Source organism: Bacillus sp. (in: firmicutes) (genome assembly GCF_031983925.1).
GTDB classification, from domain to species: Bacteria; Bacillota; Bacilli; order Bacillales; family Bacillaceae_G; genus Bacillus_A; species Bacillus_A pacificus.
On record NZ_DALYZR010000005.1, the window covers coordinates 218,868 to 243,475 of the forward strand.

30 protein-coding genes and 2 riboswitches are annotated in these 24,608 nt (G+C 36.1%); of the genes, 10 read left to right on the forward strand and 20 right to left on the reverse strand.

Annotation, left to right across the window (positions count from 1 at the left end; all coding sequences use genetic code 11):
• Nucleotides 1-48: 48 nt before the first annotated feature.
• The 8 genes from RTP99_RS17830 (at nt 49) to RTP99_RS17865 (ending at nt 5,999) form a co-directional block, all read left to right on the forward strand.
• On the forward strand, nt 49-1,566 hold the full coding sequence (locus tag RTP99_RS17830) for a spore germination protein (RefSeq protein ID WP_046646345.1): 1,518 nt from the start codon (nt 49-51) through the stop codon (nt 1,564-1,566).
• The gene (locus RTP99_RS17835) at nt 1,563-2,645 is read left to right on the forward strand and encodes a Ger(x)C family spore germination protein (RefSeq protein WP_000734944.1); all 1,083 of its coding nucleotides are present in this window, start codon (nt 1,563-1,565) and stop codon (nt 2,643-2,645) included. The genes RTP99_RS17830 and RTP99_RS17835 overlap by 4 nt, the downstream gene beginning before the upstream one ends.
• A gap of 16 nt (nt 2,646-2,661) precedes the next feature.
• On the forward strand, nt 2,662-3,771 hold the full coding sequence (locus RTP99_RS17840) for a GerAB/ArcD/ProY family transporter (protein WP_000557314.1): 1,110 nt from the start codon (nt 2,662-2,664) through the stop codon (nt 3,769-3,771).
• A 45-nt stretch (nt 3,772-3,816) separates the two neighbouring features.
• Complete coding sequence (locus tag RTP99_RS17845; protein WP_000761024.1) at nt 3,817-4,329, forward strand: PCYCGC domain-containing protein; 513 nt, start codon at nt 3,817-3,819, stop codon at nt 4,327-4,329.
• Between the two features lie 116 nt (nt 4,330-4,445).
• Entirely contained in the window at nt 4,446-4,694 is a 249-nt protein-coding gene (locus RTP99_RS17850) for a YhdB family protein (protein WP_001195458.1), read from the forward strand.
• 165 nt (nt 4,695-4,859) lie between these two features.
• On the forward strand, nt 4,860-5,279 hold the full coding sequence (locus RTP99_RS17855) for a disulfide formation protein C (protein ID WP_000532254.1): 420 nt from the start codon (nt 4,860-4,862) through the stop codon (nt 5,277-5,279).
• A 12-nt stretch (nt 5,280-5,291) separates the two neighbouring features.
• Nucleotides 5,292-5,711: a thioredoxin family protein gene (locus tag RTP99_RS17860; protein WP_000721875.1), complete on the forward strand. Its 420-nt coding sequence runs from the start codon at nt 5,292-5,294 to the stop codon at nt 5,709-5,711.
• Nucleotides 5,712-5,783: 72 nt separating this feature from the next.
• Nucleotides 5,784-5,999 (forward strand): DUF1540 domain-containing protein, encoded by a 216-nt coding sequence (locus RTP99_RS17865; protein ID WP_001115486.1) that lies wholly within the window; start codon nt 5,784-5,786, stop codon nt 5,997-5,999.
• Between the two features lie 33 nt (nt 6,000-6,032).
• Here RTP99_RS17865 and RTP99_RS17870 read toward each other — a convergent pair whose 3' ends face one another.
• The 3 genes from RTP99_RS17870 to RTP99_RS17880 all read right to left on the reverse strand — a co-directional run bounded on the left by RTP99_RS17870 (nt 6,033) and on the right by RTP99_RS17880 (nt 8,084).
• Nucleotides 6,033-6,284: a hypothetical protein gene (locus RTP99_RS17870; protein WP_000834195.1), complete on the reverse strand. Its 252-nt coding sequence runs from the start codon at nt 6,282-6,284 to the stop codon at nt 6,033-6,035.
• Between the two features lie 104 nt (nt 6,285-6,388).
• Complete coding sequence (locus RTP99_RS17875; RefSeq protein WP_000732021.1) at nt 6,389-7,150, reverse strand: L,D-transpeptidase; 762 nt, start codon at nt 7,148-7,150, stop codon at nt 6,389-6,391.
• A gap of 67 nt (nt 7,151-7,217) precedes the next feature.
• The gene (locus RTP99_RS17880; protein WP_001136256.1) at nt 7,218-8,084 is read right to left on the reverse strand and encodes an SDR family oxidoreductase; all 867 of its coding nucleotides are present in this window, start codon (nt 8,082-8,084) and stop codon (nt 7,218-7,220) included.
• A gap of 201 nt (nt 8,085-8,285) precedes the next feature.
• Here RTP99_RS17880 and RTP99_RS17885 point away from each other — a divergent pair, with 201 nt between their 5' ends.
• Complete coding sequence (locus tag RTP99_RS17885) at nt 8,286-9,587, forward strand: NCS2 family permease (protein WP_000482726.1); 1,302 nt, start codon at nt 8,286-8,288, stop codon at nt 9,585-9,587.
• 97 nt (nt 9,588-9,684) lie between these two features.
• Here RTP99_RS17885 and RTP99_RS17890 read toward each other — a convergent pair whose 3' ends face one another.
• From RTP99_RS17890 to RTP99_RS17900, 3 genes are all read right to left on the reverse strand, one after another.
• Nucleotides 9,685-9,888 (reverse strand): hypothetical protein, encoded by a 204-nt coding sequence (locus RTP99_RS17890; RefSeq protein ID WP_000432811.1) that lies wholly within the window; start codon nt 9,886-9,888, stop codon nt 9,685-9,687.
• A gap of 126 nt (nt 9,889-10,014) precedes the next feature.
• The gene (locus tag RTP99_RS17895; protein WP_000892678.1) at nt 10,015-10,869 is read right to left on the reverse strand and encodes a patatin-like phospholipase family protein; all 855 of its coding nucleotides are present in this window, start codon (nt 10,867-10,869) and stop codon (nt 10,015-10,017) included.
• A 127-nt stretch (nt 10,870-10,996) separates the two neighbouring features.
• Nucleotides 10,997-11,458, reverse strand: a complete 462-nt coding sequence (locus RTP99_RS17900) for a MarR family transcriptional regulator (protein WP_000386751.1) — start codon at nt 11,456-11,458, stop codon at nt 10,997-10,999.
• Nucleotides 11,459-11,598: 140 nt separating this feature from the next.
• Here RTP99_RS17900 and RTP99_RS17905 point away from each other — a divergent pair, with 140 nt between their 5' ends.
• Nucleotides 11,599-12,780, forward strand: a complete 1,182-nt coding sequence (locus RTP99_RS17905) for an MFS transporter (protein WP_000748681.1) — start codon at nt 11,599-11,601, stop codon at nt 12,778-12,780.
• A gap of 22 nt (nt 12,781-12,802) precedes the next feature.
• Here the strand turns inward: RTP99_RS17905 and kdpDN are convergent, their stop codons facing one another.
• The 14 genes from kdpDN to tenI all read right to left on the reverse strand — a co-directional run bounded on the left by kdpDN (nt 12,803) and on the right by tenI (nt 24,603).
• Nucleotides 12,803-13,957, reverse strand: coding sequence for a KdpD-like non-kinase potassium sensor (kdpDN, locus tag RTP99_RS17910; RefSeq protein ID WP_011040019.1), 1,155 nt, complete (start codon nt 13,955-13,957; stop codon nt 12,803-12,805).
• A 56-nt stretch (nt 13,958-14,013) separates the two neighbouring features.
• On the reverse strand, nt 14,014-14,595 hold the full coding sequence (gene kdpC / locus RTP99_RS17915) for a K(+)-transporting ATPase subunit C (protein ID WP_001085561.1): 582 nt from the start codon (nt 14,593-14,595) through the stop codon (nt 14,014-14,016).
• Between the two features lie 16 nt (nt 14,596-14,611).
• The gene (gene kdpB, locus RTP99_RS17920; protein WP_312366713.1) at nt 14,612-16,702 is read right to left on the reverse strand and encodes a potassium-transporting ATPase subunit KdpB; all 2,091 of its coding nucleotides are present in this window, start codon (nt 16,700-16,702) and stop codon (nt 14,612-14,614) included.
• Nucleotides 16,703-16,715: 13 nt separating this feature from the next.
• Nucleotides 16,716-18,383 (reverse strand): potassium-transporting ATPase subunit KdpA, encoded by a 1,668-nt coding sequence (gene kdpA, locus RTP99_RS17925; RefSeq protein ID WP_000638358.1) that lies wholly within the window; start codon nt 18,381-18,383, stop codon nt 16,716-16,718.
• A 19-nt stretch (nt 18,384-18,402) separates the two neighbouring features.
• On the reverse strand, nt 18,403-18,483 hold the full coding sequence (kdpF, locus tag RTP99_RS17930) for a K(+)-transporting ATPase subunit F (RefSeq protein ID WP_000972376.1): 81 nt from the start codon (nt 18,481-18,483) through the stop codon (nt 18,403-18,405).
• A complete protein-coding gene (locus RTP99_RS17935; RefSeq protein ID WP_000887889.1) occupies nt 18,480-18,584 on the reverse strand; it encodes a SipW-dependent-type signal peptide-containing protein in 105 nt (34 codons plus the stop codon). Before RTP99_RS17935 ends, kdpF begins: the two co-directional genes overlap by 4 nt.
• Before the next feature lie 97 nt (nt 18,585-18,681).
• A riboswitch (cyclic di-AMP (ydaO/yuaA leader) is annotated at nt 18,682-18,827 on the reverse strand.
• A 261-nt stretch (nt 18,828-19,088) separates the two neighbouring features.
• Entirely contained in the window at nt 19,089-19,319 is a 231-nt protein-coding gene (locus tag RTP99_RS17940; protein ID WP_000866315.1) for a hypothetical protein, read from the reverse strand.
• A 16-nt stretch (nt 19,320-19,335) separates the two neighbouring features.
• Complete coding sequence (locus RTP99_RS17945) at nt 19,336-19,722, reverse strand: hypothetical protein (RefSeq protein ID WP_000424075.1); 387 nt, start codon at nt 19,720-19,722, stop codon at nt 19,336-19,338.
• 93 nt (nt 19,723-19,815) lie between these two features.
• A riboswitch (cyclic di-AMP (ydaO/yuaA leader) is annotated at nt 19,816-19,963 on the reverse strand.
• Between the two features lie 85 nt (nt 19,964-20,048).
• Nucleotides 20,049-20,870, reverse strand: a complete 822-nt coding sequence (thiD, locus tag RTP99_RS17950) for a bifunctional hydroxymethylpyrimidine kinase/phosphomethylpyrimidine kinase (RefSeq protein ID WP_116733373.1) — start codon at nt 20,868-20,870, stop codon at nt 20,049-20,051.
• Nucleotides 20,871-20,876: 6 nt separating this feature from the next.
• Entirely contained in the window at nt 20,877-21,896 is a 1,020-nt protein-coding gene (thiF, locus tag RTP99_RS17955) for a thiazole biosynthesis adenylyltransferase ThiF (RefSeq protein WP_001065440.1), read from the reverse strand.
• Complete coding sequence (thiG, locus tag RTP99_RS17960) at nt 21,889-22,659, reverse strand: thiazole synthase (RefSeq protein WP_000931996.1); 771 nt, start codon at nt 22,657-22,659, stop codon at nt 21,889-21,891. Before thiG ends, thiF begins: the two co-directional genes overlap by 8 nt.
• A 2-nt stretch (nt 22,660-22,661) precedes the next feature.
• Nucleotides 22,662-22,865 (reverse strand): sulfur carrier protein ThiS, encoded by a 204-nt coding sequence (thiS, locus tag RTP99_RS17965; protein WP_001049505.1) that lies wholly within the window; start codon nt 22,863-22,865, stop codon nt 22,662-22,664.
• Between the two features lie 15 nt (nt 22,866-22,880).
• A complete protein-coding gene (gene thiO, locus RTP99_RS17970) occupies nt 22,881-23,990 on the reverse strand; it encodes a glycine oxidase ThiO (RefSeq protein WP_000335168.1) in 1,110 nt (369 codons plus the stop codon).
• The gene (gene tenI / locus RTP99_RS17975; RefSeq protein WP_000787183.1) at nt 23,983-24,603 is read right to left on the reverse strand and encodes a thiazole tautomerase TenI; all 621 of its coding nucleotides are present in this window, start codon (nt 24,601-24,603) and stop codon (nt 23,983-23,985) included. The genes thiO and tenI overlap by 8 nt, the downstream gene beginning before the upstream one ends.
• Between the last annotated feature and the right edge of the window lie 5 nt (nt 24,604-24,608).

The following is a 24,608-nucleotide window of genomic DNA, read 5'->3' on the forward strand; positions in this document are numbered from 1 at the left end:
TTTCCCAAAAACTAACACAAGGAAATGATATATGTTAGGGGTGAGAAAATGTTCGGTTTATTATCTAAGAAATCAAAAAAGACTAATACAAAAACAATTTGTTCTATTCCAGAATTTATACAAACCATGAAAGAATCTAGCGATTTTGTCTCTTATAACGTACTTGAAGATGAAACATTATGCTTGTTTTATTATAAATCTGTCGTGGAAGCACTTATTATTAAACAATTTATTTTAACTCCTATAAAAAAGAAAGCAGAACACATTCAAAATATCTCTGATTTATATAATATTGTCTCTATTGAAGACATCATTACCTCTCCTTCTATTGATGATATTCGCGAAAAATTATTAGGTGGATATATATTAATACGTTTAAAAAACAATTCGAATCCCGATCAATATGCTTTAATTCGTGCAGAGAGTACTGTTCTAGGAAAACGGTTATATAACGATACAGAAAATGAATATAGTGTAATCGGTCCTAAAGTTGGTTTCGTTGAGAATATTGATACAAATATACATTTATTACGCCGAAATATCGTAACAGAGCAACTCATTTTCAAAGAAATTATCGTTGGATCTATGTCAAAAACGAAGGTAGCAGTTGCTTATATTGAAGGAGTTACAAATGAACAATTTATCAACATCGCAATACAAAGACTAGAAAATATTGATTTTGATGTCCCATTTGATGCGACTATGATTGAACAATTTATTAGTGATAATAGCAATTCACCTTTTCCTGTTCTACTACCTACAGAACGATTAGATCGAGCTATATTTGCATTAATTAGCGGGGAAGTTTTAATTTTAACAGATGGCTCCCCCTATGCTTTATCCGGACCGACAACATTACTAGATTTTTTCATTTCACCAGAAGACTATTATTTACCGTGGATGATTGGATCGTTCTTTCGTGTTATTCGTTTTTTCGGAGCTATATTTTCTCTTTTTTCCTCCGCTATTTATACAGCGGCTTTAACTTATCATTATCAAATGATTCCTGCCGACTTATTAGGCCCTATTATTTTTTCGAGAGCGAACGTACCTTTCCCGCCTATTCTAGAAGCACTCTTCTTAGAAATTACAATCGAATTGCTTCGTGAAGCGGGAGCACGTTTACCGACAAAAGTTGGGCAAACGATTGGAATTGTTGGTGGAATTGTAATTGGTCAAGCATCCGTTGAGGCAGCTTTAACGAGTACGATTTTATTAATTGCAGTTGCTTTATCTGCCCTTGCATCTTTCACAACACCGACTGTAAAGATGTCTTCTACGATCCGTTTGTTACGCTTTCCGCTTATTCTTTTAGCCGGCGCATTCGGAGGATTAGGGCTTATTGTTGGATTTGTATTTATTTTAGCTCATTTAATTAAATTAAAATCACTTGGATCACCTTATTTATTACCTTTATATCCATTTCGTGGTTTAGGTACAGCAGAAGGTTTTCTTAGATTACCATTTAGTCAAACGGCACAAAGACCTTCTTTTCTTAGGCCAAAATCTAAATGGCGCTATAATCCAAGCAAAGCGAAGCAAAAACGTGATGGTGATGGTGAATGAAAAAACTCTTATTGCACCTTATCATGATCTTCTTTTTTCTACAAACTGGCTGTACACAAACGTATATAGTGGATACGCAGCGTATTATTCATGTCGCTGGATTTGACATCACAAAAAACAAAAGATTCCAAGGAACTATCTTATTTCCAGAGTATACACATGGTGTGAAGTCTAAACCAGAAACCCAATCAACATCTGCCCGTTCACTTGAAACTATTGCTTCACGATTAAATGCGAAATCTCCTCACAATGTTGTTGTAGGTCAAATGCGTGTCGTCCTATTCGGAAAAACTCTAGGAGAACGAGGAATGGGAGAAATTATTACTAACTTACAACGTGATCCAAATATCGGGCGTGATGTACAACTAGCAATTGTAGATGGATCAGCTGAAGAGCTTTTAAATCGTGGAAAACAAAATGGTTCATTATCCATTGTTGATTTACTTGAGCAAAATATACGAAATGAGAACATTCCACAAACCTCATTGAACGTTTTTTTATATAATTACTATTCTTCTGTATGTGATGCCTATGTCCCATATATTAAAACGGACGCTAATCATTCCGTCGTTGTCAAAGGACTTGCTTTCTTAAAAGACGATAAAGTGGTCATGTATACAGATAAAAGACATTCTGTTTTAACAAAATTACTTATTAATCCTACGAAAAATGGACGTTACGAAGCAGCGATAAAAAAGAATAAACATAAAGGTATGGTTGTCATACAAGATTTAGCTGGGAAAAGTAAATATGATATAGATCAAACTGGTGACATACCAAAAGTAAAAATCAATTTAAAATTAGATGGATTAATTAAAAACTCTCCTACTTGGATTGATTTAAGAAAAAAAAGAAATATCAATTATATAAAAAAACAAATTGAGCGAAATGTTGAAAAAGACTGTGAAGGGTTAATAAAACAATTTCAAGAAAAGGAAATTGATCCTTTAGGAATACGTGATGAAATTAGAAGTCATACGAGAAAATGGAATATAAAACAAATTCGAAATATGTATCAAAATATAGACATTGATGTAAATTTAGATATTAACATTGTTCAATCTGGAATCGGGGAATAGTGAGGTGAAATAAGCAATGCATACAATGAATAAAACAAAGACTGTCTCTCCATATTTTGCATTTATTTTGTTGCATTCTCTTCAAATCGGAATAGGAATTCTAGGATATCAACGTGTAATTTTAAAAAATGCTGGCTATGATGCCTGGATTTCTCTTATTATTGCGGGAATTGCAACTCATATTGTGCTGTTTTGTATGTTAAAAATGTTAGAAAAAGATGGAGATTTAATTAGCATTCATACAACAACTTTCGGGAAATGGATTGGCTCTATATTTTCTGTCATTTTCACTCTTTATTGCTTATTATTCTGCCTTACTGTTCTTCGTACATATATGGAAGTCATACAAGTTTGGATTTTTCCTACCATTAAATTATGGAAACTTACCCTTATGTTTTTATTAGTGACTTACTACATTATAAAAGGTGGATTTCGTTCTGTGACTGGAATATGCTTTTGGGGAGTCATTCTTCCTATTTTCGTTGTATTCTTTTTAATCTATCCAATGAAATACGCTCATTTCCGTAATATTTTACCTATTTTTACACATTCACCTACTGACATGCTTATATCTGCAAAACAATCTGCATTAGAGTTTCTCGGCTTTGAAACAATTCTTATCTTCTATCCATTTATTGAAAAAGGAAAATCTTTAAAGAGATGGGCCCATGCAGGAATTGCTTTTAGCACTTTAATTTATGTAATTTTAGCCATCGTATCCTTTATGTATTATAGCGAAGGACAATTAAACCGTACTATTTGGCCTACTTTAACAATGTTAAAAATTATTAAGGTCCCTTTTATTCAACGCTTTGAATACATTATTATTTTTATTTGGTTTTTAATTATTTTGCCAAACCTTTGCTTAACTATTTGGTCATCATGCCAAACGATGAAGCGTTCCTTTCATATTTCGTTTACATTTACATTACCGTTCTTTATTTTTATCATATTTTCAATTTCTCTACTTTTCACAAACCGTGAAAGTATAAACACATTAAACACAGTACTATCTCAAGCTGGTTTATATATTGTATACGCTTATATCCCAATTTTATTTCTATTCCATTCGCTAAGATGGCGCTTCAAAAATCAGTCGAAAAAATCTTCAACCGATACACCGTAATCTCTGATACAATTTGATTAATACATTTGTAAAGGGGACAAGCGAATGAAAAAATATGTATTTTCTTTACTTGCAGTACTAAGCTTAATTCTTGCTGGATGCGGAAGTACTGGTACAAATGACCAAAAATCTTCTGAATCAAAAAAAGAGGAACATGACCACGCATCGCACACTCAGCAAGCTGACATTCAAGAGAAAACAAAAGGAATCGACACACTTCCTACATTCCTAGACAAGCTTGATCCACAAATGAAAGACATCTACACTGTCGCTGGACAAAATGCAGAGCTATTAGATTGGATTCCATGTTACTGCGGTTGCGGTGAAAGTGTAGGACATAAAAATAATAAAAATTGTTTTATTCGTGAAATTAAAAAGAATGGTGAAGTTGTTTGGGATTCTCATGCAACGACTTGCGTCAATTGCCTAGAAATCGCAGTTGAATCTGCTTCCATGAAACAAAAAGGAAAAACAACGCTTGAAATTCGTAACTATATCGATAATAAATACAAAGAAGGCTATGGCAAACCAACACCTACGCCAATGCCAAAAGCTTAAAAAACGAGGACACACCTCGTTTTTTTCATTCACTTTTTTTCTTAACAAATTCTTTCAAGTGTATTTCTCCTTACTTATCACACACTATATATAACTCTCGGTAAGGAGGGTACACAGTGCAAACATATAACGATTATGATAAAGCTCTCTATTACACGTATTGCTGTAATTGGGATAAATTACTCGTTCTCATGGTTCAAACGAACGATCAATTATTTTCTAAGCGTATTGAGCATTTTTTACACGCTTATCAATACAGTAAAGAACTGCCAGAAGTTGATAAACAATTGCAGCTTCTATTTCAATATATTGACCACGCATCCCAAAAGTCACATATAGAAGAAGTAGAGCAAATTCAAATGTAAACTATAGCGCTATTCTCTTCTGGAGAATAGCGCTTTTTTAAAATGTTCATATCAATAAAAGTTTCCCCTTATAAAACTTTTATTGATAAACATATTTTTTCTTTCTTTTCTGTACCACTTCATACTATAATTTAGTATGTAACTATTATAAGAGAGGTATAAAATATGGGACGAGAAAAAAAGCAAGAATATGCTTTATTTACCGCGTGGGGAGCTTCTTTTATTGCTACACTAGGGAGTCTATACTTTTCCGAAATCATGAAATTTGAGCCTTGTGTCCTTTGTTGGTATCAACGTATTTTTATGTATCCATTCGTTTTATGGCTCGGTATCGCTGTAGTAAAAAAAGACTATCGCATCGCAAATTATTCTTTACCAATCGCAAGTATCGGTGCTTGTATTTCTTTATATCACTATGCAATTCAAAAGATCGCAGCATTTTCAGCTGCCGGGGCAGCTTGCGGCCGTGTACCATGTACGGGAGAATACATAAACTGGTTCGGCTTTGTGACAATCCCGTTTTTAGCACTTATCGGCTTTATTACAATCGCTGTTTGTAGCTTTATTGTCATTAAAAACAAATAAGGAGATGAAAGAATGAAAAAAATACTTATATTTGGCGGTATTATTATCGTTTTATTTGCGGCAATGTTTGCTGTAGCACAAATGGAAAAGAAAAACGCATCGACAAATGAAAAAGATTACTACTCAAATAAAATTTCTCTTGAGGATCTCAATAAAAATATAGAAGATAAAAAAGAACAAACGATTTATTTTTATCAAACCTCTTGCGTTCATTGTCAAAAGGTCTCTCCTATTGTTGTACCTTTAGCGAAAGATTTAAATGTTGATATGAAAGTAATTGATATTGAAAATTTAAACGAGCCTTGGGATAAATACAATATCCAAGGAACACCGACAATTATTCATTTTAAAGATGGTAAAGAAGTAAGCCGTATTAGCGGAGAACAATCAAAAGAAAAGTTCAAAGAATGGTTTGAACAAACGAAAAAATAACGAGAAAAGGAAACTCCTTCTACACATGAAATGGACGTAAAATTCCAAACTAATGTATAAGGAGGGGGTTTTATGCCAGAAGTAAGATGTTCTGTTTCCAATTGTTCATTTTGGGGACAAGGCAACTTTTGTCAAGCAAGTGCGATTATCGTTCAGCCAGATGCGGATGAAACGGGTCAAACTGAAAATGAATCGTATACAAGTGCAGTTTTAACGAACGAGACGCTAGAAAGTTCTGTAGCAACAAGTGTAGAGACTTGTTGTCATACATTTAAGCCAAAATATTAAACATAAAAAGCATACGATTAATCGTATGCTTTTTTACATCCCCCTCCAAAAATCATGCATAATAAAAAAGTATAAAATAACGAGAACGGCCGTCCCGCATAAGGTAATGCGCCGATATATACTCTTCTCCCCTTCTCTCGCCTTAACAAACGCCCAAATAAATCCGAAGAACAATATTAAATCAACATATGGAACATAAAAAGAAAAAACGAGAAACGCATATAAATACACAATAAATAAACAGGTCGTTACTAAGAAAACTTTAAACGCAAATTCACTTTTCATAATGTAACCGCCCCCTATCTGTACTGTATTATATTCAGCAAAATACAATAGTTGCAGTTAAACTCGAAGTAGAAATAAGCTACCGTCTATCATACGGTAGCCTATTACGGAACATTATATTTCCGTTTATATATATTACTTAAAGCTGAAGAAGGGATTTGCTCATAACGAATTTTTTCTCCTGTTTCATCCACTATATACAAATTGTTTCCTATATAATATATTCCATCTTTTCGTTTTGAGTACACTGCATACCTTTCGTTTGGCAATACCATTTTCACTTTCGTTAGCTGTCCATTCGGTTCTTGCCAATATATATCCACGCGATCTACTAACGTAAGCATACCAATTTGCTCTTCTTCTACTTTACGACCATTCCAGCTCACAACACGATAACCAAGCTTATTCGCTTCATATTCCGGGCTCGTATGAAACCGAGAAATGATTACTTTCGTCTGTAATTGAACTCGGTCATATAACCACTGTATATCCCTGTCATGCATACGAATACAGCCATTTGATTCCCTACTTCCAATTGTCCATTCCCGATTTGTCCCATGAATCGCATATTCATTTTTATCTAGTCCAAGCCATCTCGTACCAAGAGGGTTATTCGGTGCACCACCAGCTATTTTTTTCCGATGGTATTCTTTATTTTTAAATTTAGTTATAATACAAAAATTACCTTCAGGTGTAGGGGTACGATCTCTTCCAGTTGTTACGGGGAATGTTTTTGTATAATTTCCATTTTCAAAAAAAGATAATTGGTTTGTCGTAAGGTTCACTAATATTAGATGATCTGTATTAGCAAAGGCACTAACCGGTAGGATGAAAAATAATAGTATGACAAAACATAATTTTTTCATCTATATCCCTCCCCTAGCGCCACTATAATAAGTGGAATTAACTTTACTTTGCTCTTATAAATGAAAACTATCCATTTACAATAACGCCCCCATTTACGTGTATCATTTGCCCGGTAACATAGGATGAATCATCAGACGCTAAATATACGTATGCTGGTGCTAATTCATATGGTTGGCCAGGTCTTTGCATCGGAACATTGCTTCCAAACTGTGATACTTTTTTCTCATCAAAGCTCGATGGAATAAGTGGTGTCCAAATTGGTCCTGGCGCAACACCATTTACACGAATCCCTTTTTGCACTAATGACTGAGAAAGTGATCTTGTGAAAGCAACAATTGCCCCTTTCGTTGCGGAATAATCAATTAACGTTTCATTTCCTTCGTATGCAACGATAGACGCTGTATTTATAATGACATCTCCTTGCTTTAAATGAGAAAGTGCAGCCTTCGCAACATGAAAATAAGAAAAAATATTAATACGAAAAGTCTTTTCTAGCTGTTCTGCTGTAATATACTCTAATCCTTGCTGCGGATATTGCTGCGCGACATTATTTACTAAAACATGTAAACTTCCTAGCTGCTGAACGGTCTCTTGAACAACATCTTTACAATGCTGTTCATCACTTAAATCACCCGGCAACAATATACACTTTACACCTTCTTTCTCGACATATTGCTTCGTCTCATTAGCATCTTCTTCCTCATCTAAATAAGCAATCGCAATATTTGCTCCCTCTTTCGCAAAAGCGATAGAAACAGCTCGTCCAATTCCACTATCTCCCCCTGTAATTAATACATTCTTTCCTTTTAACTTTTCGCTACCTTTATAATTTGGATCTTCAAACTGTGGTAGAGGATTCATTAATGATTCAATACCAGGTTGTTTATTTTGATGTTGCGCTGGCATTGTTATAAAGTTTTTTTGCTGTGGCATAGCTTCTTTCAACTCCTTTTCCTTATAATGTGCATAATAAAAACTGAAATTCACACATCAAGTTACGATTAATATTCGAATTTAAGACACAAAATATGAATTGTTGTAAACTTTTTATGCAAAACTATTGCAAAATAGATAAAAAACGAATATTATATATAACTGTTGTGAAAATTATTCGTAAACAGAAAGGATGTTTATATGTTTAACCTTTCAAAACATAAAACTTCTATTAAAACTGAAATTATGGCAGGTATTATTACCTTCTTAACAATGGCATATATCATTGTCGTAAACCCAGTTATCCTTGGGGATGCAGGTGTTCCATTTGAACAAGCATTTACAGCAACAATTATCGCTGCTGTTGTCGGAACATTATTTATGGCGATCTTTACAAACTTACCAATCGCAATTGCACCAGGTATGGGATTAAATGCTTACTTCTCTTACTCTGTTGTAAAAGCTCATGAAGGCATGACTTTCGCAATTGCATTCTCTGCTGTATTCGTAGCAGGTATGATTTTAATTTTGTTATCATTCACATCTTTCCGTACAAAATTAATGGAAGCAATTCCTGAAAACTTAAAACATGCAATTACTGCTGGTATCGGCCTTTTCATCGCCTTTATCGGTTTACGTTTAACAGGTATCGTTACAAAAAATGAAGCAAATTTAGTTGGACTGGGTGATCTTCACTCTGCTCCAGTACTACTCGCATTAGCTGGACTTGGAATTACAATTGTCCTTATGTCTTTAAATGTAAATGGCGCACTATTTATCGGTATGCTATTAACTGGTATTATCGCTTTCTTCACGGGACAATTATCATTCTCAAACGGTGTTACATCAATGCCTGGCTTACCAGAAGGCATTATCGTTTCAAATCCAATTACTGCTGTATCTGATGTAATTAACTACGGATTATACGGCGTTGTATTCTCATTCTTCCTTGTTACATTATTCGATACAACAGGTACATTACTTGGCGTTGCTCAACAAGGTGGATTTATGAAAGATGGAAAGCTTCCAAAAGCTGGACGAGCTCTTCTATCTGACTCATTCTCAGCAACAATCGGTTCTATGTTCGGAACAACACCATCAACAGCTTACATTGAATCATCTGCTGGTGTTGCAGCTGGTGGTCGTACTGGTTTAACAACTGTTACAGTAGCTGTTTTATTCGCACTAGCAGCATTCTTCGGACCATTAGTAAGTGCCGTTTCTGGTGTATCAGCTATTACTGCACCATCATTAATTATCGTTGGTAGTCTTATGATGGGTTCAGTTCGCCACATCGATTGGGACGCATTTGATGAAGCATTCCCAGCATTCTTAGTAATCTTAAGCATGCCACTTACATCAAGTATCGCAACAGGTATCGCACTTGGATTTATTTCATACCCACTTATGAAAGTGGCAAAAGGTAAGTTCCGTGCTGTTCACCCGCTTGTGTATGTATTTGGAATCTTGTTCGCTTATCAATTAATTTTCTTACCACATTAAAAAAGTAGAGCATCGAAATCCGATGCTCTACTTTTCTTTTATAACAATCATTCAAACTATAACGGTCCCTCCAAAATATGAAGGAGCTTATAACCATTTAATACTTCTCTTCTACCTGTAATTCTTTACTATACTTTTGAATGAAAACTGACGAAACAACCATTACCATTCCTACACTAAATCCAATAAGCTGATCCAGTAGCATTTCATCATGAATGAACCAGCGCAGTAAAAATACCCCACCAAAAATAAGCATCATAATAAATCCAGTATGTCTAAGCCCTTTATATACATTTTCCATATGTATCACCTCTCCACATACTTTTATCCATATTATACCATAATCTAAAAACGTGTATAACCAACATTCAGCATTGAAACCAATAATAAAAAGGCTGCAGAGAATTTCTTCTCCACAGCCTAATACTTATTTTTGCAAGAACGCTTTTAAATCTGCAAACTGTCTCTTTGCATCTTCATAGCCTTGCTCATATAGATTTTGTAGTTTTGCTGTATCTTTTTCCATACGATCTACTTGAAGCGGTACTTCTGGACGAATAACAAATAAATTACCCGCTTGTTCTTCTTTTTCAATGTAGTGAAGTGTTTCATTATACACTTCATAGCGATTTAGCATCGTGTTAACAAGATTCGGATATTTTTTATAAGCCTTCGCAGCAATCCACCCAAATCTTGATTTTTTCTTTGCGTAACCGTGATTTCTTGTTAAAATTACGACTGATTTTTTAAATCCATCTTCCTGTGCTTTACGAACTGGAATTGGATCTGAAATCCCGCCATCTAATAATTGCTTACCACGATAATTTACTACTGGTGCAATGAAAGGTAATGAACTAGAAGCTTGTAATAAATTTAGTGCATCGTCATTCGTTCCTTCTTTTTCAAAATAAACAGACTGCCCTGTTTCACAATCCGTCGTTCCTACAAGGAAACGCTCGGGGCTATTAAAGTATGTTTCAAAATCAAACGGCACATGCTTTTCTGGAATTTCATGAAAAATAAAATCCATATCAAATAGCTGACGTTTTCTCCATAAGTTTTTATACGATAAATATTTCGGATGTGATGCATAATCAATATTTACTGTTTTATTTCTATTTCTTTGTCTGGAAAGATACGACGCTGCATGACAAGCACCAGCTGATACACCGATTACATATGGAAAATATAAATCTTGTTCCATAAAGTATTCTAATATCCCACCCGTATATACACCACGCATACCGCCGCCTTCTAATACTAACCCTGTATTTTCAAGCATGTTACTCTCTCCTCTATATAATTGACCCTTTAATTATTCACCATGTTAAGTATCTGTTTCTATTATATATGAGTTCTTTCAGAAATTATATTTAAAAGACTTGAGAAAACGGAATTTTTTCTTCCAATTATATTTCCAAATGATTGGAGACATCCTTTATAAACCTTTGAATAAAATCTTGTTCTTCTTTCGTATATCTATCTAAGAGTAACAGCCACTTTTCTTCAGCTTGTTTATGCAATTTATCATGAGCTTTATATATTTCATTTCCGCTTTCCGTTAAACGGAAGAAAATTTCTTTTTGATTGTCTAACATTTGCATCTTCTCAACGAATTTCTTTTGGAACAACTTTGTACAAACTTTAGAGATTGCGCCCTTCGTCATTCCCATTTCTATCGTAATTGCCGTTACATTCATCAGACCATTCTTCCCGATACACTCGATTACATGTAACTCAGATAAAGACATACCACTTACACCTGTCTCACGAAGAAACTTCTCATTTTGTCCTTTCAAATGTTCTTCTCTTTTATGCAAAAGTGTACGAATGTTCGAAAGTATTTCCATTTGTTTCGTTGTATAATCCAATCTATTCGCCCCCTAAGTTTCCAAAGAAACAATTTAACTATATACCATTTTAAAATCATTTTTTCATATTTACAAGTTAGAAAAACATGTTAAAATAAATTTAGTTTCCGAGGAAACTAAAAAAGAAGGAGGTTAACATAATGAAAAAATCCAAACTACATTTCATTTTATATGTTGTCTGTATTAGTGCCTTACTCGGTTCCTTCGCTCAAAATATTTACACACCTATCTTGCCCATGATTCAAGGTTCTTTTCATACTTCTCCTTATCTTGTAAATGTCACAGTTTCACTTTTCACATTCATTCTTGCAATTATGCAGCTCGTATATGGACCTTTAATTGATACAAAAGGGAGAAAATCCGTCCTTATCCCTAGTTTAGTCATTAGTACAATTGGTTCAATCGGATGTGCTTTTTCGGCAAACATTTATTTATTTCTCTTTTTTAGAGCTATTCAAGCTATAGGAATAGCGGCTATACCTGTAGTTTCAGCAACGATTATTGGTGATTTGTTTGAAGGAAAAGAACGAGGAGAAGCAATGAGCCTTTATCAAATGTTACTTGCTCTTGCACCTGCGATTGGCCCCCTCATTGGTGGTTATCTCGGCAGTATAAACGGCCATGTATCCGTATTTCTCTTTTTATCTATACTTGGCATTCTCTTATTAATGATAAACATTTCACTACTTCCAGAAACAAAACCAACTGTAAGTAAGCAACCGCAATCAAAAAAGAATTACTGGTTTATCTTAAAAAATAAAACTGGATTTTCTATTACTCTTATTGGCTTTATTCAATTTTGTATTTACTTTTGCTTCCTCGTTTTTTTACCGAGCATTTTAACAAATTTATTTCACTTAACTGCAAGTGAAATTGGTCTTATGTTTGTACCGATGTCCCTTTCTATTATGTTAGGAAGTTATTGCTACAAGTTTTTGCAAAAGCGCCTCACAACAAAGCAAACTTTATTCATTACTAGTTTCTTCAATATTATATGTGTCACTTTATTCTCTTTCACATATAGCATCAATATCCCATTTATCATTATCGTTACATCATTGTACGGTTTTAGTATGGGCCTTTCTATGCCAACTCACACTACTTTATTAACGGAAGAATTCGTACAAGAACGCGCAACTGCTATCGGTATGTACAACTTCATCCGCTATCTTGGTATGGGCACAGGGCCACTTATAGGTGGATTTCTTTTATTTAATCAAAATTACTTTTGGATTTTCTTCATAGGTGCAATTATGTTTCTACTCATAATCTTATATGCGATGAAAATGCTACGATTCCCTGCCACACACAAAGCAAAATAGAGACCTACAGATGGTCTCTATTTTAAACTCGTTGATCCGCAACAATATGAATATCAATATGCTTCGTCTGTCTCATAATTTCATTCACAATCGAACCTTTTCGAATTTCTTCCCATCGCGTTCTCGCTGATTGCCCAAGTAAAATTTGCGTTACTTGTAATCTTTTTGCAACTTCAATAATAACATCCGCTGGCTTTCTTCCTTTTGCTTCTTCTAATACAAAACTTGCATCAAATTGATTCGTGAGCGTCTTCCACTCTTCAATCGTCTGCTTTTTTCCAGCTGAAAGAGAATCTATATTTTCTCTTTCAACATTTAATACATACAATTCAGCGTTTAACCGATCAGCCATGCGCCAGCCCCGTCTTATTAATTTCTCTGCTGTTGAACTGTACTGTACACAAACGAGAATTTTTTCTTTCACGCCAATTGGTTCTATCACTGTTTGACTAATTTTCTCGTCCATATCGTCAGCGACTTCACGAAGCGATAATTCCCTGAGTGCTCCTAAATTATTAAGCGTAAAGAAATTTTGTAAGCTTTGCTGAATTTTTTCTTCTTTATATATCTTTCCGTCTATTAACCTCTTCCGAAGTACTTCCGGCGTTGCATCGACAAGCTGAATTTCATTTGCTTTTTGTAAAATAAAATCTGGAATTCGTTCTCTTACTTTTACATTCGTAATTTGAGCTACAATATCATGAACACTTTCTAAATGTTGAATATTAAACGCTGACAATACGGATATACCAGCCTCTAACAATTCTTGTACATCCATATAACGCTTCTTGTTTTTAGAGCTGGGAATATTACTATGTGCAAGTTCATCCACAACAACGACTTGCGGTGCACGCTTTATAATGCCTTCCACATCAAGTTCATAAAACACTTTCCCTTTATACTCTATTTCTTTTAAAGGAACCTTTTCTAAATCAGCAATTGCGTCTTCCGTCTCTTTTCTCCCATGCGTTTCAATTAAACCAATTACAATATCCATACCGTCCTTTTTCATCTCTCTAGCATCAAAGAGCATTTTATAACTTTTCCCTACTCCTGGAGCTGCTCCTACATATAGCTTTAACTTCCCGCGGTTTTGCTGACGAATATATTCTAAATACTCTTCTGGCGTTCGCCTTTGAAAAGTTGGTTTATAGTCATCCGCATACAAAACACTCACAACCTTTCTTTCGAAACAACGCTACCTCAATCCGTTAGATTGAGGTAGCACTGTTACTATTTCAGTAGTTTCTGTAATTCTAAATTTAACTTTAAGACGTTTACGCGGGTCTCTCCAAATAAACCAAGTGCCGCACCTTCCGTTTGATCCTTAATCAATTGATTTAGCGTTTCTTTCGGAATATTCGTTATTTTAGAGATGCGCTCTACCTGCACGGAAGCTGCCTTCGGACTAATGTCAGGATCAAGCCCTGAACCTGAATTTGTCACTAAATCGATTGGCACTTCTGTAACTGGTACGGTGGGATTTTGTTTCTTCCACTCTTCAATACTTTTCTCTACTCGTTTCTCTAAATCTGGATTAGACGGTGCATAGTTATTTGAACCAGATGCCTCTGCTTTATATTCAATACTAGAAACACGCCCATGAAAATAACGTGGATCTGTGAAATTTTGACCGATTAATTTAGAACCAATCACTTCATTTTTATCATTATATATTAGACTTCCATCCGCATTATCCTTCATGACTGCTTGTGCAATACCAGTAACAATAAGTGGATATACAAGTCCGCACAACACTAAAAATGTAAAAGTAATCCGGATGATTGGTGATAGTATACTTTGTTTCTTCGCCATCTCTTTCCCCTCTTCCTTATATGAACAAGCCGACAATTATATCAATTACTTTAATTCCAATGAACGGTACAATCACTCCGCCCAGCCCATAAATAAGTAGGTTTCGGCCAAGTAGTGCATTCGAACTCATCGGTTTATATGCGATACCTTTCATCGCCAATGGAATGAGTAATGGAATAATAACTGCATTAAATATTAATGCTGATAAAATCGCTGACAGTGGTGATGTTAGTTTCATAATGTTCAATGCTTCCATTTGCGGAATCGCAAGTGTAAACATCGCTGGAATGATTGCAAAATATTTTGCGATATCATTTGCAATACTAAACGTCGTTAACGCACCGCGTGTCATTAACAATTGCTTACCGATTCCTACTACCTCAATAATCTTCGTTGGATTCGAATCTAAATCAATCATATTCGCTGCTTCTTTCGCAGCTGTTGTACCACTATTCATCGCTAATCCAACGTCAGCCTGCGCTAATGCCGGCGCATCATTTGTACCATCACCTGTCATCGCTACGAGTTTCCCTTTATCTTGCTCCGCTTTAATAACTGCAATTTTATCCTCTGGTTTGCACTCAGCAACAAACTCATCTACTCCTGCTTCTTTTGCAATGGTTGCTGCTGTTAATGGGTTATCCCCTGTACACATAACCGTTTTAATCCCCATTTGACGCAACTGTTCAAAACGTTCACGCATACCAGGTTTTACTGTATCTTTTAAATAGATTAAACCGTAAATACGATTATTCACTGCAACTACAAGTGGTGTTCCGCCCTCTTTTGAAATGAAATCTGCTTTTTGATTTACATCTTTCGGAATTGTTCCACCCTGTGACTGAACCCATTCAATCACGCTACCGACAGCACCTTTTCTCACTTTCGTTCCATCCTGTAAATCAACACCACTCATTCTCGTTTCTGCTTTAAATGGAACAAACTCACCTTGTTCTGCAAGTTCTCTATTATATGATATAGATTTCGCTTGCACATACTCGATAACTGATCGACCTTCTGGTGTTTCATCTAAAACTGAGCTAATCGCAGCCCACTTTCCAACTTGCTCAATCGTTTCATTTCCTACAGGTAATAATGTATGAGCCATTCTGTTCCCGAAAGTAATCGTACCCGTTTTATCTAAAATAATTGTATTAATATCGCCAGCAGCTTCTACTGCTTTACCCGACATCGCTAACACATTAAACCTTGTCACGCGGTCCATCCCGGCAATACCAATGGCCGATAATAATCCACCAATTGTCGTTGGAATTAAACAAACTAACAACGCTACAAGTACAGCTGTATCAATTTGAAATCCTAAATAATTTGTGAAAATCGGCAGCGTCACAACAACGATTAAGAAAATAAGCGTTAAACTCGTTAATACTGTATTTAAAGCAATTTCATTCGGCGTTTTTTGACGAGCAGCTCCTTCTACTAACGAAATCATTTTATCAATAAATGATTCACCAGGATTACTCGTAATGACAATCGTAATCTCATCACTTACAACCATCGTACCGCCTGTCACAGAACAAAAATCACCGCCTGCTTCTTTTATTACAGGAGCTGATTCCCCTGTAATCGCAGATTCATCAACAGATGCTAACCCTTTTATTACTTCTCCATCACTTGGAATCATTTCTCCTTGTTTTACAATAACAACGTCACCTTTTCTTAGATCAGTTGCTGAAACTTGGACGATGTCTCCATTTTCTTTTACAACATTTGCAAACACATCTTTCTTCGATTGTTTTAAAGAATCGGCTTGCGCTTTCCCCCGCCCTTCCGCTAACGCTTCTGCAAAGTTAGCAAATAAAACTGTAAATAAGAGAATGAGAGAAACTGTTATATTAAACCATCCTGGTACACTACTAGAATGACTTGGAAGAAACGATAAAATGAACGTAATGATAAATCCAATCTCCACAACGAACATAATCGGATTTTTTATCATAACTTTCGGATTCAATTTCGCAAAGGATTGTTTCATCGCATGTGTCACGATATCACGATCCATCGTTTTCGCTTTTCTAACTTCATCTTCTACAACATGCATTTGTGACTCATTTACTCTTTTTTCTTTTACTACTACCGGTCTCATCATTTACCCTCCATTACTTCAATGTAAGAAATTCCGCAATTGGGCCGAGTACTAACATCGGGAAGAATGTTAATGCACCGACAATTACAATTGTTCCGATGAAAATGCCGCCAAATAAACTATTATCCGTACGGAACGTTCCGACTGTTTCTGGCACAACCGTCTTCTCTTTCAATGAAGCTGCAACAGCTAGCATCGTAATTAAACTGAAATAGCGTCCTAAAAACATAACTAAACCAGTTGTAATATTCCAAAATGGTGTATTATCTGCTAACCCTTCAAATCCAGATCCGTTATTCGCAGCTGATGACGTATACTCATAAACAACTTGTGTTAAACCGTGGAAGCCCGAGTTAGAAATCGCTTCTGTTCCTAAATGTGTAGAAAGAGCCAATGCTGAAAACCCTAAAATAAGCAGTGGATGAAATAGTATCGTTACCGCAATTAATTTCATTTCCTTCCCTTCAATTTTCTTACCTAAAAATTCCGGTGTCCGTCCAACCATCAATCCAGATATAAAGACTGCGATAATCGCATACATAATAATGTTCACAAAGCCTGCTCCAACGCCGCCGTATACTGTATTTAACATCATATTTACGAGTGGTACTAACCCGCCAATTGGTGTTAACGTATCATGCATCGTATTCACCGCTCCGGTTTCAGCAGCTGTCGTTACTGTTGCGTATAGTGAAGAAAATACTGTTCCGAACCTTACTTCTTTTCCTTCTGTACTTCCTTGTACATGTTCAATACCCATTCCATTTAGTACTGGATTCCCGTTTAGTTCAGATGTCGTAATTGTTATAAACCCTAGTAAAAACACCATGAATAGTGAAACGAAAAGGATGCGACCTTGTTTTTTATTTCCTACCATTCGTCCATACGTAAACGGAAGTGCTGTTGGCAATAACATCATAAGCATCATTTGCAAAATATTACTCATTTGCCCTGGATTTTCAAAAGGATGTGTAGAGTTTGCTCCGAAAAATCCACCGCCGTTATTTCCAAGTTCCTTAATGGATACGAATGATGCAACTGGCCCGCGTAATATGCTTTGCTTGGCCCCATCAATTGTTTGTGCTGTAACGACACCGTCTAACGTTTGTGGTACACCAAGTGCGACAAAGACTAGTGCCGCCATAAATGCGATAGGAAGAAACACTCTCGTTAATGCTCTCGTAAAATCAACGAAAAAGTTACCGAGTTCTTTTCCAGCTAGCCCTCTTATAAATGCCATAACGAGCGCTAAAGTCGTTGCGGGTGCTGCAAACATTAAAAATGTAATCCCGATCAATTGTGATAAATAAGATAAACCATTTTCACCGCTATAATGCTGTAAGTTCGTATCAGCCATAAAACTAATTGCTGTATTAAAAGCGAGCGTAGGCTCCATTCCTTTAATGTTTGCTGGATTTAATGGCAATACTCCTTGTAGTCTGAAAACGAAATATACAACAACAATCATAAATCCATTTAATAAAACTAATGATAATGCGTACTGTTTCCACGTTTGATTGTATTCTTTTACACCCGTAATTTTAAAAATAAGTTTTTCAAAAGGCCCGAATACTTTATCTAGCTTTTTACTCCCTTGAAAGGCTTTCTCTAAATAAATTCCCGTTGGCTTTGCCACAAGAATAAATAACAGCATTGTAATAACGACTGCAACCCAGATCATAATGAATGACTCCCCCTAATTAAAACTTTTCCGGATTTAATAATGCATACACTAAATACACCGTAATTGCTGCAACAATAATTGATAAGGCAATCATCATGATTGCTTCCCTTCTTTCACAACTTTATCTGACCAACTTGCAAGACTTGCCATCGATGCGACTAACACAACAAAAATTCCGATCATTACAACATCTAACATAGCTACCCCTCACCCTTCTGTAAAAATTTACCATTAAAATATTAAAAAAGAACACTGAGCTCTACTCAGTGTTCAAAAAATGAACAACAAAAAGTAAACCTCCTCTCTAAACGCTTACGAGGTTAGCTGTCGGATTCGGGCCTAAAGAGTAGCCCTACTTTCAAAACTGAAAGATTCACCCCAAGTGACGATGCACAAAATTGGTTCCCCCGCTCCATTTCTGGAACTCAGCGATTTTAGGTTTTTTTGGAAATTTTATGAATGATTTATGAGAGTAAATATACTCCTCTATTTTTCACTTGTAAAGGGCTAAATTACTCAAAATAAGAAAATATCCATCTATTTAAACGCTTACATCAGGTATTATTAATATTCTTTCATCCCTTTTCTCGTCTTTTCTTTCTTTTTCACATAAATGATCTTTTAAATACGAAATAAAAAGAGCGAATGACATGAAGTGCATAGCTTGTTGCACTTCGCATTCGCTCTTTTTTCACTCCCTATTTATTCCCCTCGTAAAAAAGCACGTAAATTTCTCCCGCGAATATAAACTTGTGACAATTCTGCATGTAGTTGCTCATATTCGATCACATCTGTTTTTAAATATAAAGCGTCTTTCGATGGCAATATGATATACGGCCTTGGAAAAATAGGATCAAGTACCACCAATTCTTGAACTCGCTCTACCGATACTGCCCAACGATTCGCTATATCTCCTAGTAACAACACCTTCATCTTCTTCTCCCCCGCCCTATTCAAAAAATAAAAAAGAAATATTATCACAATTCGTAAACACGACAAAGGTAGCTCCAATTGTTTCATAGAGCCTCGCCGGATATCGTTTATTCCTTGTAACAACAGTAATAGGTGCTTGAAAAGAAAAGCGAATGTGTTCTGTAAAGAAGCTAACAATAGGAAGCTCATCACCTAGTAAAATCACCTTCTTAATACACTCACAAATACTAGTAAAATCCTGCTCCTTACTGCAGCTATACGTCCAATCAAACCCACAATTCCTCACTTCAACCGCTATCTCTTCATTTGCGGTAAAAATAATTAACTCATGTTGAAACGCTACTAAATCTATTAAACTATTTACCTTGCTTTCTTCTCCAACACAAATAAGTGTTAGTTCCATGTACCTCATCCTCCTTAGCATAAAAAAACTCAAACATAGATTGATATTCCCCTATACTAATCAGATCGATGAAGTGATGTATCCATCATGGCACCGTCCTCTCTCAAGACGCTTACGAAGTTAGCTGTCGGATTCGGACTTTGAGAGTAGCCCTACTTTCAAAATTGAAAGATTCACCCCTAGTGACACTGCACAAATTGGTTCCTCCGCTCCATATAATTGGACTCAGCGTATTACAAAAAATATATTCTGGCTGATATATTACTCCTGTATTTTGAAAAAGTAAACAGAAAAAAAGCCAGTTATAAAACTGACTTTTTACTTACCTATACACTCGTTTTATTCAATTTATATGCAAAATGATTCGTCGGTCCATGACCACTTCCAATATGCAACGGCTCTTCAATTGCTATACTAATAAATTGTTTTGCTTCTTGAACTGCCTCTTCAATTGAGTATCCTTTCGCAAGCCCTGCTGTAACTGCTGAAGCAAATGTACACCCGCTTCCATGCGTTTGCTTTGAAGGAATTCGTTCACTTTTAAATTCAATAAACTTTTCTCCATCAAAAAGTAAATCAATTACTTCATTACCTTGATATTCTGCATGTCCGCCCTTCATAAGTACATATTTCGCACCTAATTCATGCAGTACTTTTGCAGCCTCTTTACTATCTTCAACGTTATGGATTTCCAACCCAGTTAACACTTCTGCCTCAGGAACATTCGGCGTTACAACTGTTGCTACTGGTAATAAATATTCTTTTAATGCTTGAACTGCTTCTTGCTGTAATAATGATGCACCGCCTTTTGCAATCATAACAGGATCTAGTACAATATTATTCCAGCCAAATTTATTAATCTGTTCTGCTACAATTTGAATAATTTCACTGCTAAATAACATTCCTAGTTTCACAGCATCTGGTGTTAAATTCGTACCAATTGAATTCAACTGTTCCGTAATACCTTCTAATGGAACTGGATATACCCCTTGAACGCCAAGCGTATTTTGAGCAGTAATTGCCGTAATAGCCGTCATCCCATACACACCAAGCTCTTGGAATGTTTTTAAATCTGCTTGAATGCCGGCACCGCCGCCACTATCAGACCCTGCAATTGTTAAAGCTTTATTTACTTTCATCCCACTCATCCTTTTCTATCCAAAATAGCGATGATAAATCGTCTTTGCTTCGCTTATATCTTTCGTTCCATGTACAAGTACACGACCATCTTTAAAAGCAACTAATCTCTTTTCTTCCACAGAAAATGATAATAAATATGGATTTACATTTAAATCATGCACACGATCATTCAGCAGCTCTTTATATCGTTCAAAATCTATTTCCTCTTTATGAGGTGGTCTAATTTGAACTGTATTTCTCCCGCATAACACTGCTGTTTTCGATGTATTATCTTTATTTAAATACGGATACAAGGCATTCTCTCCGCACGAAGGACAATTGTGCTTACGAAGCTTTTGCACATTCATACATGAATATTCATTCTTCCATACATCAAACGATACAAGTCCATCTCGAAGCGATTCGTAATCTTCTACTAACAGTTTAAGAGCTTCCGTTACTTGATGAGAAACGACGAGAGATACAGCAGGTGATATAATCCCCGCTGTATCACATGTCGCCCCGCCAAGCGGAATCGATTGTAATAAACAAGATAAACATGGCGTTTTACTAGGAAGAATTGTGTAAGAAAGGCCGTAACTCCCTACACATGCTCCGTAAATCCATGGAATAGAATGTTTTTGTGCTATATCATTCACAATGAAACGCGTTTCAAAATTATCAGTTGCATCAATCATTACATCAACGTTTGTAACGAGTTCTTCTAACTCCTCAGCTGTTACATCTTGAACGAGCGCTTCTACTCTTACTTCACTATTAATCTCTTCTAGACGCTTCTTCGCTGCTACAGCTTTCGGAAGATTATTTTTCACATCACTCTCTGCATACAATTGCTGTCTTTGTAAATTACTCCAATCAACATAATCTCGATCAACAATCGTTACTGTACCAACACCAGCTCTTACAAACATTTCTGCATTTGCACTACCTAATGCACCTGCGCCGATAATAAGCACATGCTTTTCCCTTATCTTTTGCTGTCCTTCTTCTCCAATTGGAGAAAATAGTTCTTGGCGAGAATATCGATTATTCAACTACGCTCATTCCTTCTAAAGGACTACTTGCCGTTGCACAACGCTTACGTCCAATACGACCTGCTTCAAATCCTAAACGGCCTGCCTCAATACTTAATTTCATTGCTTGTGCCATTTTAATAGGATCTTTTGCTCCTGATACAGCTGTATTTAATAACACGCCATCTGCTCCTAATTCCATCGCAAATGCCGCATCAGCCGGGCTACCAATACCAGCATCAACGATAACTGGTACTGTCGCTTGTTCAATAATGAAGCTCAAATTCAATGGATTTACAATACCAAGTCCTGATCCAATTGGAGATGCTCCTGGCATAATCGCATGCACGCCAAGTTCTTGTAATTTACGTGCTAATACAACATCATCAGATGTGTACGGAAGTACGATAAATCCTTCTTCTAGTAACATTTCAGATGCCTTTAACGTCTCTACTGGATCAGGTAATAACGTTCTATCATCACCAATAACTTCTACCTTTATCATGTCGCAAAGCCCTGAAGCTTTTGCTAATTTTGCAATACGAACAGCTTCTTCAGCATTTTTTGCTCCGGCAGTATTCGGTAATAACGTATATTTTTTCACATCAAGTTTCTCTAATAAATTAGGCTGCTTTGCATCAAATATATCCATACGACGTACTGCGAACGTTAAAACCTCAGCCTCAGATACATCAATTGCCTTTTGCTGCACATCAAAATCAGGGAATTTTCCTGTTCCTAATAAAAGTCTAGAATGAAATGAAAATGGTCCAATGTTTAACATAATCAACCGCCTCCTACGAAAGTTACAATCTCAATTTGGTCTCCATCAAAAACAGATGTATCTGTATGATCATCTTTTTGTAAAATATCTTTATTACGCTCTACTACAACAATTCTGTTATCTAACTCTAAATGTGTAAGTAGCTCAGCTACTGTTTTCACACTCTCTGGCACTTCAATTTGATTACCATTAATTTTTAAATTCAAACTTCCATCCCCTTTCTAAACTGTTTTAGAAAGCAATGAATCTAGCAAGTGATTCTCCTGCTTTCCTTCTATTAAATCAGCCATATATTGACCAGAAACAGGACTTAATAAAATACCGTTTCGATAATGGCCCGTGCAAGCATATAAACCTTTTATTTCTTCATGCTCTCCCATATAAGGAGCTTCATGATTCGATTGTGGTCTTAATCCTGCCCATGCACTTTCCCATTCAGCTTCTTTTAAAGCAGGCAATATTGTATACGCGCGCTCTAATATAGAAGTAATACTTTCTGGTTGCACAGTTTTATTGAACGTACGAGGCTTCATCGTTGCTCCAATTACGTAACGTCCGCCGCGCTTTGGTGCAATGTAAAATCTTTCTTGGAAAATAGGCGCCTTTAAAAGTGGTTTTCTACTTCTTACCGCTACTACTTCTCCTTTAACCGGATATGTACCCCATTCGCGGTGAAAATAACCTAGTAACTTCGTGCTCCATGAGCCACCTGCAATAACAACTTTCTCGCAAGTGATCATACCTTCGCTTGTCACAATTCCAGTCACTTTATTATTTTCAATACGAATATCAAACACTTCTGTCTGTTCATATATATCAGCACCCGAAAATGATGCGGAATGTGCGAATGCTTTCGTAAGCTCTGGTGCAATAACATGACCATCTTTTGGATAATATACAGCCCCTATAATTGACTCAGATAAATACGGCTCTTTCTCTCGTAAACGATCTCCCGCCAGAAAGTAAGAATCTTCACCGGTTTTCTGCTGCCAATCCATAATATGAAGAATTCTTTCCTTCTCCTCTTCATTTTGAGCAATGCGATAAATGCCTTTCTCTTCATACCCAATATCAATTCCTGTTTTTTCACGTAAAACTTCTGCAAGTTGTGGAAATATAGCACGGCTTTCTCTAGCAAGTTCAAATAGCGGGTCATACTCATCCCATTCTGCCTGCACCCCAAGTAAACCAGCGGCTGCTTTCGAGGCTTCAGATGCAATCTGTTGCTTCTCTACAATCGCTATTTTATGTCCTCTTTCTGCTAGAAAATGTGCAACTGAACTACCAATTACACCACCGCCAATTATCGCTACATCATACTTCTTACACATGTTTTTCCGCCCACTTTCTTATTGATTCCTTATAAGACTTCGCTTTGCTATACGGGTTACTACTACTTATAATCCCAGACATAACAGCAATACCACTGACGCCGTTAGCAAGAACATCTCCAGTGTTTTCCGGAGTGATTCCTCCAATTGCTGTAATCGGTATGGATAAACACTTTGCAATGTCTGAAATTTCTTCAAGCCCTCTCGCTGGCACACCTTTTTTACAATCTGTCGGAAATACATGACCATAAACGAGTGAATCCGCGCCATTCTTAAATGCATCAATCGCCTCTTCTAAAGAATGTACAGAATAACCGACGTACAAATAAGAAAACTTTTCTTTCACTGACCTTACATCTGCGCTTCGATATCCTAGCTGCACGCGCGGAATGTTTAATAAAATAGCAATATCAATTCGATCATTTATCACTATTTTTGATGCTGGAAAGCCTTTCTTCAAAAGACTTTCCACACCTTCATACAATTCCTTCGTGCTTTTCTCACGCTCACGAATATGCAAATAATCAATTTCACTTTCAATTTGCATCGCTACATTCACTAACTCTTCGAATGACATGTGACCATTTGAGATTACATGAAGCTCATTTTTCATATTCA

Excerpts from the sequence above, each read along its gene's own strand:
- RTP99_RS17830 (WP_046646345.1), top strand. The coding sequence starts at position 49 with ATGTTCGGTTTATTATCTAAGAAATCAAAAAAGACTAATACAAAAACA.
- RTP99_RS17835 (WP_000734944.1), top strand. The coding sequence starts at position 1,563 with ATGAAAAAACTCTTATTGCACCTTATCATGATCTTCTTTTTTCTACAA.
- RTP99_RS17840 (WP_000557314.1), top strand. The coding sequence starts at position 2,662 with ATGCATACAATGAATAAAACAAAGACTGTCTCTCCATATTTTGCATTT.
- RTP99_RS17845 (WP_000761024.1), top strand. The coding sequence starts at position 3,817 with ATGAAAAAATATGTATTTTCTTTACTTGCAGTACTAAGCTTAATTCTT.
- RTP99_RS17855 (WP_000532254.1), top strand. The coding sequence starts at position 4,860 with ATGGGACGAGAAAAAAAGCAAGAATATGCTTTATTTACCGCGTGGGGA.
- RTP99_RS17860 (WP_000721875.1), top strand. The coding sequence starts at position 5,292 with ATGAAAAAAATACTTATATTTGGCGGTATTATTATCGTTTTATTTGCG.
- RTP99_RS17865 (WP_001115486.1), top strand. The coding sequence starts at position 5,784 with ATGCCAGAAGTAAGATGTTCTGTTTCCAATTGTTCATTTTGGGGACAA.
- RTP99_RS17870 (WP_000834195.1), bottom strand. The coding sequence starts at position 6,284 with ATGAAAAGTGAATTTGCGTTTAAAGTTTTCTTAGTAACGACCTGTTTA.
- RTP99_RS17875 (WP_000732021.1), bottom strand. The coding sequence starts at position 7,150 with ATGAAAAAATTATGTTTTGTCATACTATTATTTTTCATCCTACCGGTT.
- RTP99_RS17880 (WP_001136256.1), bottom strand. The coding sequence starts at position 8,084 with ATGCCACAGCAAAAAAACTTTATAACAATGCCAGCGCAACATCAAAAT.
- RTP99_RS17885 (WP_000482726.1), top strand. The coding sequence starts at position 8,286 with ATGTTTAACCTTTCAAAACATAAAACTTCTATTAAAACTGAAATTATG.
- RTP99_RS17890 (WP_000432811.1), bottom strand. The coding sequence starts at position 9,888 with ATGGAAAATGTATATAAAGGGCTTAGACATACTGGATTTATTATGATG.
- RTP99_RS17895 (WP_000892678.1), bottom strand. The coding sequence starts at position 10,869 with ATGCTTGAAAATACAGGGTTAGTATTAGAAGGCGGCGGTATGCGTGGT.
- RTP99_RS17905 (WP_000748681.1), top strand. The coding sequence starts at position 11,599 with ATGAAAAAATCCAAACTACATTTCATTTTATATGTTGTCTGTATTAGT.
- kdpC (WP_001085561.1), bottom strand. The coding sequence starts at position 14,595 with ATGGCGAAGAAACAAAGTATACTATCACCAATCATCCGGATTACTTTT.
- kdpB (WP_312366713.1), bottom strand. The coding sequence starts at position 16,702 with ATGAGACCGGTAGTAGTAAAAGAAAAAAGAGTAAATGAGTCACAAATG.
- kdpA (WP_000638358.1), bottom strand. The coding sequence starts at position 18,383 with ATGATCTGGGTTGCAGTCGTTATTACAATGCTGTTATTTATTCTTGTG.
- kdpF (WP_000972376.1), bottom strand. The coding sequence starts at position 18,483 with ATGATGATTGCCTTATCAATTATTGTTGCAGCAATTACGGTGTATTTA.
- RTP99_RS17935 (WP_000887889.1), bottom strand. The coding sequence starts at position 18,584 with ATGTTAGATGTTGTAATGATCGGAATTTTTGTTGTGTTAGTCGCATCG.
- RTP99_RS17940 (WP_000866315.1), bottom strand. The coding sequence starts at position 19,319 with ATGAAGGTGTTGTTACTAGGAGATATAGCGAATCGTTGGGCAGTATCG.
- RTP99_RS17945 (WP_000424075.1), bottom strand. The coding sequence starts at position 19,722 with ATGGAACTAACACTTATTTGTGTTGGAGAAGAAAGCAAGGTAAATAGT.
- thiD (WP_116733373.1), bottom strand. The coding sequence starts at position 20,870 with ATGAGTGGGATGAAAGTAAATAAAGCTTTAACAATTGCAGGGTCTGAT.
- thiG (WP_000931996.1), bottom strand. The coding sequence starts at position 22,659 with ATGTTAAACATTGGACCATTTTCATTTCATTCTAGACTTTTATTAGGA.
- thiO (WP_000335168.1), bottom strand. The coding sequence starts at position 23,990 with ATGTGTAAGAAGTATGATGTAGCGATAATTGGCGGTGGTGTAATTGGT.
- tenI (WP_000787183.1), bottom strand. The coding sequence starts at position 24,603 with ATGAAAAATGAGCTTCATGTAATCTCAAATGGTCACATGTCATTCGAA.